18 protein-coding genes are annotated in these 18,792 nt (G+C 59.2%); 4 read left to right on the plus strand and 14 right to left on the minus strand.

Annotation, left to right across the window (positions count from 1 at the left end):
• Nucleotides 1-63: 63 nt before the first annotated feature.
• The 6 genes from ACM6IN_RS19890 to xerD all read right to left on the minus strand — a co-directional run bounded on the left by ACM6IN_RS19890 (nucleotide 64) and on the right by xerD (nucleotide 6,862).
• Nucleotides 64-471 (minus strand): response regulator, encoded by a 408-nt coding sequence (locus tag ACM6IN_RS19890; protein WP_414916581.1) that lies wholly within the window; start codon nucleotides 469-471, stop codon nucleotides 64-66.
• A 116-nt stretch (nucleotides 472-587) separates the two neighbouring features.
• Nucleotides 588-1,961 (minus strand): transporter substrate-binding domain-containing protein, encoded by a 1,374-nt coding sequence (locus ACM6IN_RS19895; RefSeq protein ID WP_095112563.1) that lies wholly within the window; start codon nucleotides 1,959-1,961, stop codon nucleotides 588-590.
• Nucleotides 1,962-2,081: 120 nt separating this feature from the next.
• Nucleotides 2,082-3,491 carry a threonine synthase gene (gene thrC / locus ACM6IN_RS19900; RefSeq protein ID WP_007908970.1) on the minus strand — a complete coding sequence of 470 codons (1,410 nt, stop codon included), beginning with the start codon at nucleotides 3,489-3,491 and terminating at the stop codon, nucleotides 2,082-2,084.
• A 66-nt stretch (nucleotides 3,492-3,557) separates the two neighbouring features.
• On the minus strand, nucleotides 3,558-4,862 hold the full coding sequence (locus tag ACM6IN_RS19905; RefSeq protein ID WP_007908972.1) for a homoserine dehydrogenase: 1,305 nt from the start codon (nucleotides 4,860-4,862) through the stop codon (nucleotides 3,558-3,560).
• 130 nt (nucleotides 4,863-4,992) lie between these two features.
• Nucleotides 4,993-5,724, minus strand: coding sequence for a bifunctional protein-disulfide isomerase/oxidoreductase DsbC (dsbC, locus tag ACM6IN_RS19910; RefSeq protein WP_007908974.1), 732 nt, complete (start codon nucleotides 5,722-5,724; stop codon nucleotides 4,993-4,995).
• Nucleotides 5,725-5,965: 241 nt separating this feature from the next.
• Nucleotides 5,966-6,862, minus strand: a complete 897-nt coding sequence (gene xerD / locus ACM6IN_RS19915) for a site-specific tyrosine recombinase XerD (protein ID WP_007908976.1) — start codon at nucleotides 6,860-6,862, stop codon at nucleotides 5,966-5,968.
• Between the two features lie 108 nt (nucleotides 6,863-6,970).
• Between xerD and ACM6IN_RS19920 the strand changes: the two genes are divergently transcribed.
• Nucleotides 6,971-8,779 carry a cation:proton antiporter gene (locus tag ACM6IN_RS19920; RefSeq protein WP_095112567.1) on the plus strand — a complete coding sequence of 603 codons (1,809 nt, stop codon included), beginning with the start codon at nucleotides 6,971-6,973 and terminating at the stop codon, nucleotides 8,777-8,779.
• A gap of 118 nt (nucleotides 8,780-8,897) precedes the next feature.
• Here ACM6IN_RS19920 and ACM6IN_RS19925 read toward each other — a convergent pair whose 3' ends face one another.
• From ACM6IN_RS19925 to ffh, 6 genes are all read right to left on the minus strand, one after another.
• Complete coding sequence (locus tag ACM6IN_RS19925) at nucleotides 8,898-9,311, minus strand: acyl-CoA thioesterase (RefSeq protein ID WP_007908981.1); 414 nt, start codon at nucleotides 9,309-9,311, stop codon at nucleotides 8,898-8,900.
• Nucleotides 9,312-9,456: 145 nt separating this feature from the next.
• Nucleotides 9,457-9,807, minus strand: a complete 351-nt coding sequence (gene rplS / locus ACM6IN_RS19930; RefSeq protein WP_003175895.1) for a 50S ribosomal protein L19 — start codon at nucleotides 9,805-9,807, stop codon at nucleotides 9,457-9,459.
• 45 nt (nucleotides 9,808-9,852) lie between these two features.
• Nucleotides 9,853-10,605 (minus strand): tRNA (guanosine(37)-N1)-methyltransferase TrmD, encoded by a 753-nt coding sequence (trmD, locus tag ACM6IN_RS19935; RefSeq protein WP_007908983.1) that lies wholly within the window; start codon nucleotides 10,603-10,605, stop codon nucleotides 9,853-9,855.
• 2 nt (nucleotides 10,606-10,607) lie between these two features.
• The gene (rimM, locus tag ACM6IN_RS19940) at nucleotides 10,608-11,144 is read right to left on the minus strand and encodes a ribosome maturation factor RimM (RefSeq protein WP_007908985.1); all 537 of its coding nucleotides are present in this window, start codon (nucleotides 11,142-11,144) and stop codon (nucleotides 10,608-10,610) included.
• 5 nt (nucleotides 11,145-11,149) lie between these two features.
• Nucleotides 11,150-11,401, minus strand: coding sequence for a 30S ribosomal protein S16 (gene rpsP / locus ACM6IN_RS19945; protein ID WP_003185073.1), 252 nt, complete (start codon nucleotides 11,399-11,401; stop codon nucleotides 11,150-11,152).
• A 311-nt stretch (nucleotides 11,402-11,712) separates the two neighbouring features.
• Nucleotides 11,713-13,089: a signal recognition particle protein gene (gene ffh / locus ACM6IN_RS19950; protein WP_007908988.1), complete on the minus strand. Its 1,377-nt coding sequence runs from the start codon at nucleotides 13,087-13,089 to the stop codon at nucleotides 11,713-11,715.
• Nucleotides 13,090-13,299: 210 nt separating this feature from the next.
• Here ffh and ACM6IN_RS19955 point away from each other — a divergent pair, with 210 nt between their 5' ends.
• The 3 genes from ACM6IN_RS19955 to ACM6IN_RS19965 all read left to right on the plus strand — a co-directional run bounded on the left by ACM6IN_RS19955 (nucleotide 13,300) and on the right by ACM6IN_RS19965 (nucleotide 16,951).
• On the plus strand, nucleotides 13,300-14,112 hold the full coding sequence (locus tag ACM6IN_RS19955; protein WP_007908989.1) for an inner membrane protein YpjD: 813 nt from the start codon (nucleotides 13,300-13,302) through the stop codon (nucleotides 14,110-14,112).
• Between the two features lie 12 nt (nucleotides 14,113-14,124).
• Entirely contained in the window at nucleotides 14,125-15,366 is a 1,242-nt protein-coding gene (locus ACM6IN_RS19960; RefSeq protein WP_414916582.1) for a transporter associated domain-containing protein, read from the plus strand.
• Nucleotides 15,367-15,634: 268 nt separating this feature from the next.
• On the plus strand, nucleotides 15,635-16,951 hold the full coding sequence (locus ACM6IN_RS19965) for an MFS transporter (RefSeq protein WP_007908991.1): 1,317 nt from the start codon (nucleotides 15,635-15,637) through the stop codon (nucleotides 16,949-16,951).
• A gap of 88 nt (nucleotides 16,952-17,039) precedes the next feature.
• Here the strand turns inward: ACM6IN_RS19965 and purT are convergent, their stop codons facing one another.
• Both purT and ACM6IN_RS19975 read right to left on the minus strand, forming a co-directional pair.
• Nucleotides 17,040-18,221, minus strand: a complete 1,182-nt coding sequence (gene purT / locus ACM6IN_RS19970; RefSeq protein ID WP_007908992.1) for a formate-dependent phosphoribosylglycinamide formyltransferase — start codon at nucleotides 18,219-18,221, stop codon at nucleotides 17,040-17,042.
• Between the two features lie 100 nt (nucleotides 18,222-18,321).
• Nucleotides 18,322-18,789, minus strand: coding sequence for a VUT family protein (locus tag ACM6IN_RS19975; RefSeq protein ID WP_007908993.1), 468 nt, complete (start codon nucleotides 18,787-18,789; stop codon nucleotides 18,322-18,324).
• Nucleotides 18,790-18,792 lie beyond the last annotated feature (3 nt).

An 18,792-nucleotide genomic window follows, 5' to 3' on the forward strand; every position in this document is an offset into this window, starting at 1 on the left:
CTGGAGTGTCACCGGTCTGTCAGAGCATGCACGGCGAAGATGACAGAAAAATAACCGTCCCGGTCAACCCCGCACGGGTGGCGAAGCAGCGATCAGGTAACTGTCGAGCAAACCGCGCATCAACACCGCCGACACCGGCGTTTGCAGGCGCCCCAACAGCCGCAAGCGGTGTTCGCACAGCAAGGGTTCGAGATCGTTCAGCAAGCTCGAAGCCACCGTTCCCAGCAGGATCAGCGCACGCGCCTCATGCTGAACCGCCAGATGATGGATCAGTGCCAGGCCATCGCCGCCCTTGAGTTGCGGATCGCAAATAGCGATGTCGACCGCACCGCGATGGTCCAGCGAAGACAGCGCCGAAGCCAGCGACGGCGCCGTCAGTACGTCGTAGATGCCAATGGCATTGAGCATTTGATGCAATGCCATCAGCTGGAACGGATTGGGTTCAAGTATCAGGACTTTAAGCGAGCGCATAAGCGACCTCTGGAGCGACAATCGCGGACTCTCACCGCAGTTGTTGTCACTCTAGGGCAGCCGTCCTAAGCCTCCCATCGGAAAAGTAGTCGCGTCTTATAGGACATTTCCCATCTTCATTGCAGACATCGACACCCGCTCTCTGTACGGCGCTGAGTGATGTCTGTCCAACCGCCCAAAAGCCCCCGCAGTTTGCCGTCGGCGCTGTAAAACGGCACCGTCCACTGATAGACCTCACGGGGGCCACTCTTGAACTGCAATCGCCGTTTGCTGAAACGCGATTTGCGCGTGCGCAACTGCACCATGAATTCATCGTGCAACATCAGCGCCGTCGCTTCGGGCAGCGCGTTGACCTCGATCAGCAAGCGCCCCAGCACCTGATCCAATCGAACCGACAGGGCCTCCTCATAGCTACGATTGCACATGATCAGTCGCCCTTGAAGATCACGGACAAACACCGGATCCGGCATGGAGTCGATCAACGCATGCTGAAATGCCAGTTGATCGCCGAGATCCTTTTCCGCCGCGCGCCGCAGTTTGATCACGGCGGCCAGACGCCGATTCCATATCAGCGACAGCAGGCCGAACACGCCAAGCCCGACCATGCCCCAGCAACCCCATTCAAGCATTTGCTGCCAGACTGAAGGCACGGGCGCCGGTGCAATACCTTCCAGCCATTTCAGGCGGATCGCCCGCAGTTCCGCTGCGGGAAACGCTTCAAGGGCCTTGTTGAGAATACTCAGAAGCACTGGCATGCCTTTGCGTACGGCCAGGTTATCCGCTTCCCATTTGCCTTCGACCAGACCGCCGACCTTGAGCAAACCCAGCGGGTAAAGCTGTGCGCCGATTTCGTTTTCGATAGTGGCGTAGGCATCGCCACTTTCGACCAGTGCCCGTGCTTCGGCGTAGGTCTTGACCGAGCGAATCTCGATCGAAGGAAAGTCACGCCTGATCATGTCCTCCAGCGCATGCCGGGCCGGCAGCACCAGCACCCGTTTACTCAACTGCTCGAAAGCATCCAGCCGAGGTGCGTCGGCGCGGCCGACAAACACCCAGCCAGCGCCACCGAACGCGTGGCTGTAATCGAGGAATGCCTTGCGCTCCTCGCTCATGGCCAAGGTTGTACTGATATCGGCCGCTGCGCTCTCCAGGCGCTCGAGCATGTGATCCGTTGAGAACGACTCCTGATGCTCAAACTGCAGCCCGGTCATCGCCGTTATGCGCTTGAGCACGTCGTTGTTCAAGCCGCTCCACTGCCCGTGCTCATCCTGAAACAGATACAACGGGTACTGCACCGACGTCACCGTCACCTTGGGGTTGTCGCGAATCCATTGACGCTCGTGTGGAGCCAGTTCGATGGGCTGGACTCTGGACGTCACGGCATCAGCGTGCAGCGCCAATTGCGCCGCCATGCTGCAGCGCATCAACGCCAACAATCCGAACAAAAACAATACACCCAGTGCCGGTTTCAAACCTCTATAAAACAGCATTGCCACTTCCTTCGTGATCGACTCACCCGTCCTTCATGGGTGAAAACCCGAGCAGTGTGGCAGCAGAAACAAAAAAGCCCGTCAGGAGACGGGCTTCAAAATGTGACAGCTTTTAATGGCTCAAAGCGGCTTGCCGCGGTTGCCATGCTGGCTGACAAAGGCTTGCACGGCTTTCAGCTCGTTTGGCAAAACGGTGCAGCGCTCGTTTCGCTCAAACAAATCAGAAAGATGTGCAGGTAGCTCGAGCGCTTTTCCTACACCGGCTTTCTCCACCGCATCCGGGAATTTTACCGGGTGCGCGGTACCGAGGATGACCATTGGAATGTCCAGGCTGCGACGACATTCGCGCGCAGCTTTGACGCCAATGGCGGTGTGCGGATCCAGCACTTCGCCGGTCTGCTCGTAGACTTCGGCGATGGTCTCGCAAGTCTGCGCATCGTCTACGGCCAGCGAGTCGAACAGTTTGCGCGCTTCAGTCCAGCGCTCTTGCTCGACGCTGAAACCGCCGCCCTGCTTGAACGAATCCATCAGACCGGCGATTGCTGCGCCGTTGCGACCGTGCAGGTCGAACAGCAGGCGTTCGAAGTTCGACGAAACCATGATGTCCATCGACGGCGACAGCGTGGCGTGCAGGGTGTCCTTGACGTACTGATTGCCGCTCATGAAGCGGTGCAGAATGTCGTTGCGATTGGTGGCGACGATCAACTGGTTGATCGGCAGGCCCATGTTGCGTGCCAGGTAACCGGCGAAGATATCGCCGAAGTTGCCGGTCGGCACCGAGAACGACACCGAACGCGCCGGACCGCCCAACTGCAGGGCGGCGTGGAAGTAGTAGACGATCTGGGCCATGATCCGCGCCCAGTTGATCGAGTTCACCGCCACCAGACGCGTGCCTTTGAGGAAGCTCTGGTCGGCGAAGCTCGCCTTGACCATTTCCTGGCAGTCATCGAAGTTGCCTTCGATGGCGATGTTGTGGATGTTCTCGCCGAAGATCGTGGTCATCTGACGACGCTGCACTTCGGACACGCGGTTGTGCGGGTGCAGGATGAAGATGTCGACGTTTTCGCAGTGCTTGCAGCCTTCGATGGCGGCCGAACCGGTATCACCGGAGGTGGCGCCAACGATGACGACGCGCTCGCCGCGTTTTTCCAGCACGTAGTCGAGCAAGCGACCGAGCAGTTGCAGAGCGAAGTCCTTGAACGCCAGGGTTGGGCCATGGAACAGCTCCAGCACCCATTCATTGCCATTCAGCTGACGCAGCGGCGCCACGGCGTTGTGCGAGAACACGCCGTAGGTTTCTTCGAGAATCTTTTTGAAATCGGCGTCCGGAATGCTGCCGGTGACGAACGGGCGCATCACCCGGAAGGCCAGTTCGTGATACGGCAGGCCAGCCCAGGAAGCGATCTCTTCCTGGGTGAAACGTGGCAGGTTTTCCGGAACGTACAGACCGCCATCGGTGGCGAGACCGGCCAGCAGGACGTCTTCGAAATTCAGGGCCGGTGCCTGGCCGCGGGTACTGATGTAACGCATGACTGACTCCAATGGAGAGTGTTCACAACAACGGCCCCGTTCACGGGGCCGGTGCAGGACAACAACTTAGTTCAGGTGCTCGACGCGGATCCGCACAACCGGACCGTTGACGCCGGCCAGCGCTTCGAGGGCGGCGATGGCGTCGTTGATGCGCTGCTCGACCACACGGTGGGTCAGCAGGATCATCGGTACCAGACCGTCGTGTTCCTCGACTTCCTTCTGCATGATCGACTCGATGTTGATGCCGCGCTCCGAGAGGATGCTCGCCACCTGAGCGAGAACGCCCGGATGGTCCTTGGCCTGAATGCGCAGGTAGTAAGCGCTTTCGCAGGCTTCGATCGGCAGGATCGGATGGGCCGACAGCGAATCCGGCTGGAAGGCCAGGTGCGGTACACGGTTTTCCGGGTCGGAGGTCATGGCGCGAACCACATCGACCAGGTCGGCGATCACCGACGAAGCGGTTGGCTCCATGCCGGCGCCAGCACCGTAGAACAGCGTCGAACCGGCGGCGTCACCGTTGACCATCACCGCGTTCATCACGCCGTTGACGTTGGCGATCAGACGATCGGCCGGGATCAGCGTCGGGTGTACGCGCAACTCGATACCGGCGGCGGTGCTGCGCGCCACACCGAGGTGCTTGATCCGATAGCCCAGCGCTTCGGCGTAATTCACGTCAGCGGTGGTCAACTTGGTGATGCCTTCGGTGTAAGCCTTGTCGAACTGCAGCGGAATGCCGAACGCGATGGAGGCCAGGATCGTCAGCTTGTGCGCGGCGTCGATGCCCTCAACGTCGAAAGTCGGATCGGCTTCGGCGTAACCCAGTGCCTGAGCTTCGGCCAACACGTCTTCGAAGGTACGGCCCTTCTCGCGCATTTCGGTGAGGATAAAGTTACCGGTGCCGTTGATGATCCCGGCGACCCAGTTGATGCGGTTGGCGGACAGGCCTTCACGGATCGCCTTGATCACCGGAATGCCACCGGCCACGGCCGCTTCGAACGCCACGATCACGCCTTTCTCGCGTGCCTTGGCGAAAATTTCATTACCGTGAACGGCAATCAGAGCCTTGTTCGCGGTGACCACATGCTTGCCATTCTCGATGGCCTTGAGTACCAGCTCGCGGGCAACGGTGTAGCCGCCCATCAGCTCTATGACGATGTCGATCTCAGGGTTCGTGGCCACTTCGAAGACATCGTTGGTAATCGCAATACCGGTCGTCTGGAACTGAGGCTTTGGCGTGCGCATGGCAATTTGTGCCACTTCGATTCCACGCCCGGCACGACGAGCGATTTCCTCGGCGTTGCGCTGAAGTACGTTGAAGGTACCGCCACCGACGGTCCCTAACCCACAGATGCCTACTTTGACCGGATTCACTGTGAACTCCCCATAAAACGGCCGACGCGGGGTCGGCCGGAAAACAACCGCGTGCTCGCGGCTCTCTATTAATGGCCCGGCGATGCTGCTGCCGGACCATGATCGTCACGGCTGACCGTGACGATACGAATTACTTCGCGCCCAGCGCCAGTTTGGCGACTTGTGGCGCAGGCTGGTAGCCCGGAATCACTTGTCCGTCAGCCAAAACGATGGCCGGTGTGCCGTTCACGCCGATCGACTGACCGAGGGCGAACTGTTTGGAAACCGGGTTATCGCACTTGGCGGCCTTGATTTCCTTGCCATCGACCATTTTGTCCATCGCGGCTTTCTTGTCTTTCGAGCACCACACGGCTTGCAGCTGCTCATCGCCCGGCGAGTTCAGACCCTGGCGCGGGAACGCGACGTAGCGCACTTCAATGCCGCGCTTGTTCAGCTCAGGCACTTCGGCGTGCAGTTTGTGGCAGTACGGGCAGGTGGTGTCGGTGAACACGGTGATGTGCGATTTGGTTTCGCCCACGGCCGGATAAACCACGGTTTCGGCCACTGGGATGGCATTGATCAGTTTGGAGATGCCCAGGCGTTCGGTCTTCTCGGTCAGGTTGACCGGTTTGCCGTCCTTGAGCTGGAACAGGTAACCCTGAACGATGTACTGGCCGTCGGCGCTGGCGTAGAGCACGCGGCTGCCCTTGAGCTTGACTTCGTACATGCCCGGCAACGGGCTGGCGCTGATGCTTTCTACCGGAACCTCGAGTTCGAGTTTTTCCAGGCTTTGACGAATGGCTTTGTCGGCCGCGTCATCGGCGACGGCAAAGGTGCTGACCAACGCAATGGCTGCGGCGGCGAAAATCTGGGTCAGACGCATGAGAACTCCTGAAGGCGGACAAATGGAACGATCAGAACGCCCGTGCCGGAACACCGGGTCATAACCGTCCATCGTGCAAACCGGCAAAGCCTAACACATAAGGCCACGGTGGCCGAATGCGCCTGTCGCCATAGATCACACCGCTTTATGTAGGAGCTGCCGAAGGCTGCGATCTTTTGATTTTGTTTTTAAGATCAAAAGATCGCAGCCTTCGGCAACTCCTACAGGGGAAGGTATGGAGTTAACCTCTTGGATGGTGTTTGGCGTGCAGATCCTGCAATCGAGCGCGGGCGACGTGGGTGTAGATCTGCGTGGTGGACAGGTCGCTGTGGCCGAGCAGCATCTGCACCACGCGCAAATCCGCGCCGTGGTTGAGCAGGTGCGTGGCAAACGCGTGACGCAAGGTGTGCGGCGACAACGACTTGCCGATGCCCGCGACCTTGGCCTGATGCTTGATCCTGTGCCAGAAGGTCTGGCGGGTCATCTGCTCGCCGCGCTGACTGGGGAACAGCACATCACTTGGCCGGCCGCCAAGCAGTTCGCCACGGCCATCACGCATATAACGCTCGATCCAGACAATCGCCTCCTCGCCCATCGGCACCAGCCGCTCCTTGCTGCCCTTGCCCATCACTCGCAACACGCCCTGGCGCAAATTGACCTGCTCCAGCGTCAGACTGACCAGTTCCGTCACCCGCAAACCGCATGCGTACAGCACTTCAAGCATGGCGCGGTCACGCTGGCCGATCGCTTCGCTCAGATCCGGTGCTTTGAGCAGGGCTTCGACGTCGGCTTCCGACAGCGACTTAGGCAACGGCCTACCGAGTTGCGGCATGTCGACGCGCAACGTCGGGTCGACGCTGATCAGCTTTTCCCGCAGCAGATAGCGATAAAAGCCACGCACCCCGGAGAGGAATCTGGCTGTGGAGCGCGGCTTGTAGTTCTGCTCCAATCGCCAGGCCAAATGATCGAGGATCAGCTCGCGACCGGCGTTGATCAGCTGCAGATTTTTCTCCTGCAACCAGCCATTGAACAGCGCCAGGTCGCTGCGATAAGCGCCGCGGGTATTATCGGACAGGCCTTTCTCCAGCCATAGAGCGTCGAGGAATTGGTCAATCAGCGGATGGTCGATGGCAGGCATGGGCGCTCAAGACACACAGCCTCATGGACTGTGCGCAAATGTAGAGTGAACTGTAGGAATGGGCGCTAGTCTTTCATAGCCGGCTAATTCAAGGAACAGGGAGCATCAATGAACGAGCAGCAAATTCTCTTGGCGTTTGGCGGGATCGGCGCAGCGGCGCTGGGTTGCCAATGGCTGGCTTGGCGCCTGAAGCTGCCGGCGATTCTGTTTCTGTTGCTGACCGGCATTCTGGTCGGCCCGGTGCTCGGCTGGCTCGATCCGCAGGAAATGTTCGGGCCGCTGCTGATGCCGTTGGTGTCGCTGGCGGTGGCGCTGATTCTGTTCGAAGGTAGCCTGACCCTGCACCTGTCGGAGTGGAAAGAGATCGGCAGTGTGGTTCATCGCCTGGTGACCATCGGTGCGATTTCGACCTGGATCGTCATCGCCGTCGCTACACACTTCCTGCTCGGCTTCGACTGGATGCTGGCCATCCTGTTCGGCAGCCTGACGCTGGTCACCGGCCCGACCGTGATTGTGCCGATGCTGCGCGTGGTGCGACCGAAAGCCTCGATCGCCAACATTCTGCGCTGGGAAGGCATCGTCATCGACCCGATCGGCGCCCTCCTCGCTGTGGTGGTCTACAGCTTCATCATTGCCAGCGCTGAAGGGCATGGCCTCAAGCAGAGTCTGTTCACCTTTGGCGGCGTGATTCTCTGCGGCGCGGTGTTCGGCGTTGTCGGTGGCTGGCTGCTCGGTACGGTGATTCGCCGGCAATGGCTGCCGGAGTATCTGCATAACCTCGCTTCGCTGGCAGCGGTGCTGGGGATTTTCATTGCTTCGAACACCGTGATGCACGAGTCGGGACTGTTGGCGGTGACATTGATGGGCATGTGGCTGGCGAACATGAAGGGCGTGGATGTACGGCACATCCTGCACTTCAAGGAAAACCTCAGCGTGCTGCTGATTTCCGGGTTGTTCATTCTGTTGGCGGCGCGCCTGGATCTGTATGCCCTGATCGGACTGGGGCCGCTGGTGCTGATTCTGCTGTTGGTGATTCAGTTAATCGCCCGGCCGCTGAACGTGCTGCTGAGCACTGCCGGGTCCAGCCTGAGCTGGCGAGAGCGAGCGCTATTGTGCTGGATTGCGCCACGCGGGATCGTTGCGGCGGCGGTTTCGGCGATTTTTGCGATTCGTCTGCATGAGGCCGGTCACGAGGGCGCGTTACTGCTGGTGCCGCTGACGTTTGCGGTGATTATCGGCACCGTTGTGCTGCAGAGCGCGACTGCACGACCGCTGGCACGCTTGCTGAAAGTCGCGGAACCCGCGCCGAGCGGCTTCCTGATTGTCGGCGCGAACGGCCCGGCGCGGGAGTTGGGCAAATCGCTGCAGCAACTGGGCAGCCGCGTGCTGCTGACCGATTCGAGCTGGGAGAATATTCGTGCGGCGCGCATGGAAGGGTTGCCGACGTACTTTGGCAATCCGGCCTCGCAACATGCCGATGCGCATCTGGATCTGGTCGGGCTGGGGCATCTGCTGGCGCTGTCGCCGTCAGGCGAACTCAATACTCTGGCGGCGATGCGGTTCCGTCATGACTTTGGGCATCAGCGTTTGTTCGGTCTGGCCAGCGGTCATGAGAGTCGGCGCAGCGATAAACATCGGGCGAGTCTGGAACATCGAGGCAATCAGTTGGGCAGCGAGGCGTTTACTTACGCGAAGCTGGCCAGTCAGATGGGTCAGGGGGCTGAGCTGTACAGCACGACGCTGACAGATGGTTTCGGATGGGAGGATTACCGCGCACTGCATGGCAATCGCGCCACGTTGTTGTTCATGCGTGATGACAGCGGCTGGGTGCATGTGGTGACGCCGGAGACGGCGGTAAAGCCTGGGGCGGGATGGACGCTTCTGGCGTTGATTCAGCCTGAGGCCAGCGGCGCCTGAGCTGACGCCTTCGCGAGCAGGCTCGCTCCCACAGTGATCGGGGTGAACATAACATTTGTGTCCGGCAAAGAACCTGTGGGAGCGAGCCTGCTCGCGAATGGCGCGACTCGATATCAGATCAGGCCGCAAAACCCGGCAGCACCGGCACCGGCCGCTTGTCATCATCAATGGCAACAAAGCTGAACTGCCCATGAATCGCCTTCTCGCGGCCATCACAGCTCATGCTCTCAACAAAGACTTCTACCTCGACCTTGAGGCTGGTATTGCCGACCTTGATTACCTTCCCGACCAGTTCAACGATGGAGCCGGCCGGGATCGCGTGGTTGAAGTCGATACGGTCGGTGGACACGGTCACCAGTGGCAATCTGCAAAAGCGTGTGGCGGTAATGAACGACACCTCATCCATCCACGCCAGCGCAGTGCCGCCGAACAGGGTGTTGTGGTGGTTGGTGGTCGGCGGGAAGACAGCCTTGGTTACGCGAGTCACCGAGAGTTCGGTGCGGCGCTGGATTTCCTGGTCGCGGGTGGTCATGAAATAGACTCGATATCTGGCTTCCGAATACAAGCAAGATCAAAAGATCGCAGCCTTCGGCAGCTCCTACAGGATGGGGGCAGTTTTATTGCAGGCAACAAAAAAGCAGCCCGTAGGCTGCTTTTTTCTGCATCGGAAGCTGGACTTAAGCCAGTTTTTCCTTGATGCGAGCTGCTTTACCCGACAGGTCGCGCAGGTAGTACAGCTTGGCTTTACGTACGTCACCGCGACGTTTAACAGCCATGCTGTCGATCTGCGGGGAGTAGGTCTGGAAAGTACGTTCTACGCCAACACCGTTGGAGATTTTACGAACGGTGAACGCACTGTTCACGCCGCGGTTACGCTTGGCGATTACAACGCCTTCGAACGCTTGCAGACGGGAACGATCGCCTTCCTTCACTTTCACCTGAACGACAATAGTGTCGCCTGGGGCGAAGGTAGGGATTTCTTTGGTCATCTGCTCTGCTTCGAGTGCAAGGATGATTTTGTTGGTCATGCTGTGCTCCTAAGGTAAATCGTTCGATCTACCATCGATACGTTGTTAACTATCGTCCCGCTCGCGGATGTATTCCTCGAGCAGCTTCTTCTCTTCTCCAGAAAGCGAGCGGCTTTCCAGAAGATCGGCGCGTCGTTCAAAGGTCCTACCAAGGGACTGCTGTAAACGCCAACGCCGGATATGCGCGTGATTGCCACTCAGCAACACGTCGGGAACACGCTGATCCGCATACACCTCAGGTCGGGTGTAGTGCGGGCAATCCAGCAGACCATCCGTAAAGGAATCTTCCTCAGCGGAATCCGCATGCCCTAAAGCTCCAGGCAGCAGTCGTGTAACCGCATCGATCAGGACCATCGCCGGCAGCTCGCCGCCAGACAGTACATAGTCGCCAATCGACCACTCTTCATCGACATGAGCCTCAATAAAGCGCTCGTCAATGCCTTCATAACGGCCGGCAATCAGGATCAATGCATCCGATTGTGCCAGCTCGCGTACCGCCGACTGATTCAGTTGACGGCCTTGGGGGGACAGGTAAATCACCTTCGCCGCCTCCCCGGCTGCTGCCTTGGCCTGAACCAGAGCATCTTCCAGGGGCTTGATCTTCATCACCATGCCCGGACCACCGCCAAACGGGCGATCGTCCACAGTGTGATGCCGATCCGTCGTGTAATCCCGCGGGTTCCAACAGGTCAGCTGCAAGAGCCCCTGTTTGACCGCTCGACTGGTGATGCCGTAGTCGCCGATGGCGGAAAACATCTCGGGAAACAAACTGATCACTTCTACGCGCAAGTTAGCCACGCTTAGAAGTCCGCGTCCCAATCCACCTTCATCTCGCCCGCGGCCAGGTCAACGGCCAACACACATTGCGCCGTATAGGGCAACAAGCGTTCGCGATCATCCAGGCTGCCAGCGCAAGGCTTGACTACCATTACATCATTGGCGCCGGTTTCCAGAAGATGATCGACTTTCCCGAGCATTTGCCCCAGTTGATCGATAACCTTCAGACCTTCCAGCTGGTACCAGTAGTACTCGCCGTCGGTCAATTCAGGGAACAGGTTGCGCGGCACGCAGATCTCATAACCGGCCAGAAGACGAGCTTCTTCACGATCATCAAGACCCTTGAGCTTTGCGACCAGGAACTTATCGCTCCCGCGTCCACTGACCAGCTCGACCTGTTTGACATTGCCTTCACGCTTGAGCGTCCAGGTTTTGTACTGCAACAGGTTTTCAGTCGGATCAGTAAAGGAATAAACCTTCACTTCGCCGCGAACGCCATGAACAGAATAAATTTTGCCAATAACGATCAAATCATCGGCAACAGCAGGCGTCGCGTTCATATTGCTCAGGCCGCAGCCTTTGCAGATTCCTTCAGCAACTGAGCAACACGCTCAGAAGGCTGTGCACCAACGCTCAGCCAGTAGGCTACGCGCTCTTGGTTCACGGACAGACGGATTTCCTGACCACGGGCAACAGGGTTGAAGAAGCCAACCTGTTCTTTGTGGGAGCCGTCACGCGGGTTACGCGAGTCGGTTACGGTCAGGTGGTAAAACGGGCGCTTTTTGGAGCCGCCAAGGGCAAGACGGATTGTTAGCATGTGAACATCGTTCCTGTAGTCGGTGCTGCAAATCTAAATGCACAGCGGGCATGGGTGCCCGAAAGGCCGCATATTCTAAGGAATATCCGGACTTTTGCAAATGACTTTTTCCGGCGCCTATGGCATGCCGTGCAGATCTGCATATAGAGCCGTCGATGAAAACGGCCAGTCAGCTCCCGCCGAGTGCGGGTTTGCTGTTGATCCTGCGTCCTTGCAGGGTCTGCGCCGGTGCGACGACCGGCGAAGTCTTGGTGTCCTGTCTCACCCGTTTCGCTCATTTTTGGCGAGCAGAATGGGTGAGACGGGACACCTTACATTTTCGGCATGCCGCCGCCGGGCAACATTCCGCCCATGCCGCGCATCATTTTCGCCATTCCGCCCTTGGCGGAGAATTTCTTCATCATCTTCTGCATCTGCTTGTGCTGCTTGATCAAGCGACCGATGTCCTGCACCTGAGTGCCGGAACCCATGGCGATCCGGCGCTTGCGCGAACCGCTGATCAGCTCAGGGTCACGGCGCTCGGCCGGGGTCATGGAGTTGATGATGGCTTCCATCTGTTTGAATTGCTTCTCTGCGGCGTTCTGGGCATTGCCCATTTGCGACAGGTTGACGCCGCCGATGCTCGGCAGTTTGTCCATGAGCCCGCCGAGGCCGCCCATGTTCTTCATCTGTTGCAGCTGATCGCGGAAGTCTTCGAGGTCGAAGCCCTTGCCCTTCTTCAGCTTCTTGGCCAGTTTGTCGGCCTTGTCTTTATCGAGGGTCGCTTCAGCCTGTTCGATCAGGCTGAGCACGTCGCCCATGCCGAGAATCCGCGAAGCGATACGCTCAGGGTGGAACGGATCGAGCGCTTCGCTCTTCTCGCCCATACCGATGAACTTGATCGGCTTGCCGGTGATGGCGCGCACCGATAGTGCGGCACCGCCACGGGCGTCGCCGTCGACCTTGGTCAGAATCACACCGGTCAGCGGCAGGGCATCACCGAAGGCCTTGGCCGTGTTGGCCGCGTCCTGACCGGTCATGGCGTCGACCACGAACAGGGTTTCGACCGGGTTGATCGCGGCGTGCAGCGCCTTGATCTCGCCCATCATCTCTTCGTCGATGTGCAGACGACCGGCGGTATCGACGATGACCACGTCGATGAATTTCAGTTTTGCTTCTTTAATAGCGGCGGTGGCGATGTCGACCGGCTTCTGGCTCAGGTCGGACGGGAAGAACGTCACGCCGATGTCGTTGGCCAGGGTTTCCAGCTGTTTAATAGCCGCAGGACGGTAAACGTCCGCCGACACGACCATGACCGACTTCTTCTTGCGCTCTTTAAGGAAGCGCGCCAGTTTGCCAGCGGTGGTGGTTTTACCCGCACCTTGCAGACCGGCCATCAGAATGACGGCTGGCGGCACAGCGCTCAGGTTCAAATCTTCGTTGGCCGCGCCCATCAGGCTTTCGAGTTCGGCCTGGACGATCTTCACGAACGCCTGGCCCGGCGTCAGGCTGCGCGACACCTCGGTGCCGACAGCGCGCTCCTTGACCGAATTGACGAAGTCCTTGACCACCGGCAGGGCGACGTCGGCTTCGAGCAACGCCATGCGCACTTCACGCAGGGTGTCTTTGATATTGTCCTCGGTCAGCTTCGCCTTGCCGGTGACATGGCGCAGCGTCTGCGAGAGACGGTCGGTTAAGTTTTCAAACATTGCGCGATCCTTTCAGGCCCTTTGTAGACCGGGATAATGGCGGCCCAGACCGGAATCAACATGTGCTCGGCGAGCCTGCGGCGTGGGCAGGTCGCGGATTATAGCGAAGACTGCGGCTGGCGGACACCTCGCTGTCAGCTTCCTGAGTCTTTCGTGCGATGGCGGTTCTATGCCAAACTCAGCCCCTTTCGGGCTTGCCTAACAGGATTTATGCTCCCCTTGTCACCCAGTTTGCTGACCACCCTCGCCGCCGCCCTTCTATATGCCGCTGCGACCCTTTATCAGAGCACCCGCTTGGCCACTGGCGCCAAGGCGAACAAGCGCCTGTTGGTTAGCCTCGGCGCCTTCGCCGTGGTGGCCCACGCCGCCAGCCTGCTCACGCATTTGCTGACCCCGATTGGTCTGGGCCTGGATTTTTTCAGCGCCTCCAGCCTGATTGCCGCGGCGGTCATCGCGCTGACGCTGATCGCCTGCTCGCGGATCCCCGTGGAAAACCTGCTGGTGCTGCTGTTCCCGCTCGGCGCCATCACCGTACTGCTGGCGCAATTCGCGCCGACCGGTACGGTGCAGATCATCGATGAAGAGCCGGGCATCCTCGCGCACATTCTGTTGTCGATCCTTGCGTACGGCATGTTCACCATCGCGGTGTTCCAGGCCTTGCTGCTACTGGTGCAAGATCACCAGCTCAAGCACAAGCACCCGTCCGGACTGATCAAGAACTTCCCGCCGCTGCAAACCATGGAAAGCCTGTTGTTCGGTTTCCTCTGGGCCGGCTGGACGCTGCTGTCGCTGTCGCTGATCTCCGGCTGGCTGTTCGTCGAGAACCTGTTCGCCCAGCATCTGGTGCACAAGACCCTGCTGGCGTGCCTGGCCTGGATCGTGTTCAGCGTGCTGCTGTGGGGCCGCAACCGTCTCGGCTGGCGCGGTCACAAGGCGATTCGCTGGACCCTCGCCGGTTTCTGCCTGCTGATGTTGGCGTATTTCGGCAGCAAACTGGTTCGTGAATACATCCTGCACATCTGACGGGCGGCATAAATGGACGGTTTGCCCATAGGGCCGATGCTCGCGGTATTTGTCCTGCTGATTTTATGGTCAGGGCTGTTTACTGCCGTCGAAATCGCGCAACAGCAACTGCTCGCGCAACGCACCGCCTCGCGCGCCAGCGATAAACCGCTGGCGAAGCTGAGCTTCCCGCTCGACAGCCTGATTCTCTGCAACACCCTGTGCCGCGCACTTGCCGTGGTGATTGCGACGTTGCTGGCAATTTTCCTCTGCGAAGAAAACGGCCCATGGGCAGCCTGCCTGGGTGTTGGCGCAATACTGCTGGTGTTCGCCGATTATTTCCCGCGCAGCGTCGCCCAACGGTATCCGGATGCGGTGCTGGCATTTGGCAATACCTTGTTGGCGGTGCCGCTGAAGATTATTTATCCGGTTGCCTGGCTGTTCAGCCGCGTCAGCGGATTGCTCATGCGCCCGTTTGCGCGCAAAACCCAAGTGGTGCAGCAGAGCGAAGACGATCTGCCTTCTGATCGTCACGATGATCCCGAGCATCCCGTTCACGCTCACCCGGTTTCCGGTATTCATGCGTTGGACAACATCACGGTCAACGACATTCTGGTGCCACGCAGTGACGTCGACGGCATCAACCTCGACGATTCGATCGAAGAAATCATCGAACAACTGCGCCACAACAAGCGCACCCGCCTGCCGGTGTTTCACAGCGACATCAATCAGGTTGAAGCGGTGCTCAACACCCGGCAGATCCGCCATCTGCTGAACAACGCTGATCTGACCCGCGAAGCGCTGCTGGCCGCCAGTTACGAACCGTACTTCGTGCCGGAAAGCACACCGTTGCAACTGCAGTTGCTGAACTTCCACAAGCAGCAACGGCGCTTGGGCATGGTGGTGGATGAGTACGGTGAAGTGCTCGGCATCGTGACACTGGAAGACATTCTCGAAGAAATCGTCGGCGAATTTGAGAGCGAGCACAGCCTGGATAACCCGCACATCCATCCGCAGGCTGACGGGCGGATGGTGATTGATGGCACAGCTTCGATTCGCGAATTGAACAAATGTCTGGGTTGGCATTTGCCGAGTGATGGGCCGAAGACGCTGAACGGGTTGGTGACTGAGGCGCTGGAAACGATTCCGGCGAGTGCGGTTTGTTTGAAGATCGGGCGTTATCGACTGGAGATTCTTGAGACTGAGGAGAACCGGGTGAGCAAAGTGCTGATCTGGCATACCTCGTCTGTGCCTGCTTTGGTGCCGGCCAGGTAAGAGATCAAAAGATCACAGCCTTCGGCAGCTCCTACCCTGCGATCTTTTGCTCTTGTTTGATCGTTAGCCCCCTTCCTATAATCAAATCAGCTTACCCAAGCCCCGCCAAACCGCGTGCTTACCCCGCACCCGACAGGTTTCGGCCATTTCATATGCAATCCGGCGACTGTTCCTACCTGAAACAGCGACCGCGCCTCATCCCACATCCCTGGGTGCTCGACCATAATAATTCGCTCCAACGGAGCTCATGACTGTCAGGGATCACCGCATGACGACCAGTACCGCTTTCAGCGACACCGCGCCTGCCCAACCGACCAACTCCGCCACCCGCGTGGCGACGGCGAGTTTTATCGGCACCGCGATCGAGTTCTACGATTTCTACGTTTACGCCACCGCCGCCGCGCTGGTGATCGGGCCGGTATTCTTTCCGCAGACGTCCGGCACGGCGCAGATGCTCTCGGCGTTTCTTACTTTCGGCATCGCATTTCTGGCCCGACCGCTGGGCTCCGCGCTGTTCGGCCACTTCGGCGACCGTATCGGGCGCAAGTCGACACTGGTCGCATCCTTGCTGTTGATGGGCGTGTGTACGACGCTGATCGGCGTGCTGCCGGGTTACGCCACGATTGGCGCGTGGGCACCGATTCTGCTGTGCGTGCTGCGCTTCGGGCAGGGGCTGGGATTGGGTGGCGAATGGGGCGGTGCCGCCCTGCTCGCCACGGAAAACGCGCCGAAAGGCAAACGCGCGTGGTTCGGTATGTTTCCGCAGCTTGGCCCTTCGATTGGTTTTCTCGCGGCCAACGGCTTGTTTCTAACCCTGGCCATGACTCTCGATGACGAGCAGTTCCGCAGTTGGGGCTGGCGGATTCCGTTTCTGCTCAGCGCAGCGCTGGTGATGGTCGGTCTTTATGTGCGATTGAAACTGCATGAAACACCGGTGTTCGCCAACGCCATCGCCCGTCAGGAACGGGTGAAGGTGCCGCTGGTCGAGCTGTTCAGCCAGTACTGGGCGCCGACACTGCTGGGCGCGGCGGCGATGGTGGTCTGTTATGCCCTGTTCTATATCTCGACGGTGTTCTCCCTTAGCTATGGGGTTTCCACACTGGGTTATAGCCGCGAGACATTCTTGGGACTGCTATGCTTTGCCGTGTTGTTCATGGCGGCCGCGACGCCGTTGTCGGCTTGGGCCAGCGACCGTTACGGGCGCAAACCGGTGCTGATCATTGGTGGCGTGCTGGCGATTCTGTCTGGATTTCTGATGGAGCCGTTACTGACTCAGGGTTCGACCTGGGGTGTGGCGCTGTTTCTGTGCATCGAGCTGTTTTTGATGGGCGTGACATTTGCACCGATGGGTGCGCTATTGCCTGAGTTGTTCCCGACTCATGTGCGTTATACCGGCGCTTCGGCAGCGTATAACCTGGGCGGCATTGTCGGGGCCTCGGCGGCACCGTTCTTCGCACAGAAGCTGGTAGCGATGGGTGGTTTGAGTTATGTCGGCGGGTATGTGTCGGCAGCGGCGGTGCTGAGTTTGATTGCGGTGCTGTGCCTGAAGGAAACGCGCAATAACGATCTGAATCAGGTTGCCTGACAGATCGCTATCGCGAGCAGGCTCACTCCTACAGGGGAACGCATTCCAACTGTAGGAGTGAGCCTGCTCGCGATGGACGCGACCCGGTTTACAGCTCTACAACAACAGCCTGAGCAGCACGGGTCGCCTTGGCACGAGCAGCCTCGATCGACTCATCCCGCGCCAGCGCCACGCCCATGCGGCGCTGGCCATTCACTTCTGGCTTACCAAACAGACGCAATGCCGTGTCCGGCTCGCTCAACGCCGCGCCGAGGTTGGCGAATGCGGTCTGCGTCGACTGCCCTTCCACCAGAATCACCGCCGAAGCCGAAGGCCCGAACTGACGAATCAGCGGTACCGGCAAGCCCAGAATCGCGCGAGCGTGCAGGGCGAACTGCGACAGATCCTGCGAAATCAATGTCACCAGACCGGTGTCATGCGGACGCGGCGAGACTTCGCTGAACCACACCTGATCACCTTTGATGAACAGCTCAACGCCGAACAGACCACGACCGCCCAGCGCTTCAGTCACCGCTTTGGCAACGCGCTCGGATTCAGCCAGAGCAATCGGGCTCATGGCCTGAGGCTGCCAGGATTCCTGATAATCGCCCTTCTCCTGACGGTGACCGACTGGCGCGCAGAACGTGGTGCCGCCAATGTGGCGCACAGTCAGCAAGGTGATTTCGTAATCGAAATCGATGAAACCTTCGATGATCACCCGACCTTTGCCAGCGCGACCGCCTTCTTGCGCATAATCCCAGGCTTTCTGCACATCATCAGTGCTGCGCAACAGGCTCTGGCCTTTGCCCGACGAGCTCATCACCGGTTTGACGACGCATGGGAAACCGAGGTCCTCAACGGCTTTGCTGTAGTCCTCGAAGGTGTCGGCAAAGTGGTACGGCGAGGTCGGCAGATCCAGCTCTTCAGCGGCCAGACGACGGATGCCTTCGCGGTTCATGGTTAATTGCGCAGCGCGCGCAGTCGGGATCACGGTGAAGCCTTCGGCTTCCAGCTCGACCAGGGTGGCGGTGGCGATGGCCTCGATTTCCGGCACGATGAAGTGCGGCTTCTCGGCTTCGATCACGGCACGCAGGGCGGCGCCGTCGAGCATGTTGATCACGTGGCTGCGATGCGCAACTTGCATGGCCGGCGCGTTGGCGTAGCGGTCAACGGCGATTACTTCAACGCCCAGGCGTTGCAGCTCGATCACCACTTCCTTGCCCAACTCACCACAGCCACACAGCAATACGCGGGTCGCGGTTGGCGACAACGGAGTTCCGATACGGGTCATCTCAGGTCCTCAAAGAAGCGGATCATCGAGGAAAGCAGCGCCAGACGCGCTTTCCATGGGGAGAAAGCGCGGCATTTTACATGAACCTGAGGGTTTGGCTTCAGCCGGCGACAGCCTGTTTGCGCTCACGCCAGGCCATGATCAGCCAGACGGCAGTAACGCCGGCGAATTTCGACAGCAGAGCAGTGATGATCACCGGCGGCGTCAGCAGGTCGATCATGCCGAAGAAGATGAAGGTATCGAGAGGAATGCTCAGTGCCGAACTGATCCACAAGCGGTCGCGCAATGGGCGTTTGGTGATGCTGAACACCAGCCAGTCGATGATTTCCGATACCGCGAACGCCGTGGCGCTGGCCAAGGCGATGGAGGGATCGGAGGTGACGTAGGAGAGCACCAACGCCGCCAGCATCGCCACGACTGCGCCGTGGCCGAAGCGGGTTTGCACCATGTCGCGCAGTATGAAGACCAGACCGCCCCAGGCCGACCAGATGATGTCCAGGTGCGGCGCGGTGGAGAAGGCGAAGTTGATCAGCACAACGCTGCTGATGTAGGCGATGAGGAAAATCATGGA

Source organism: Pseudomonas sp. IT-P395, assembly GCF_949767675.1.
Classification (GTDB): domain Bacteria; phylum Pseudomonadota; class Gammaproteobacteria; order Pseudomonadales; family Pseudomonadaceae; genus Aquipseudomonas.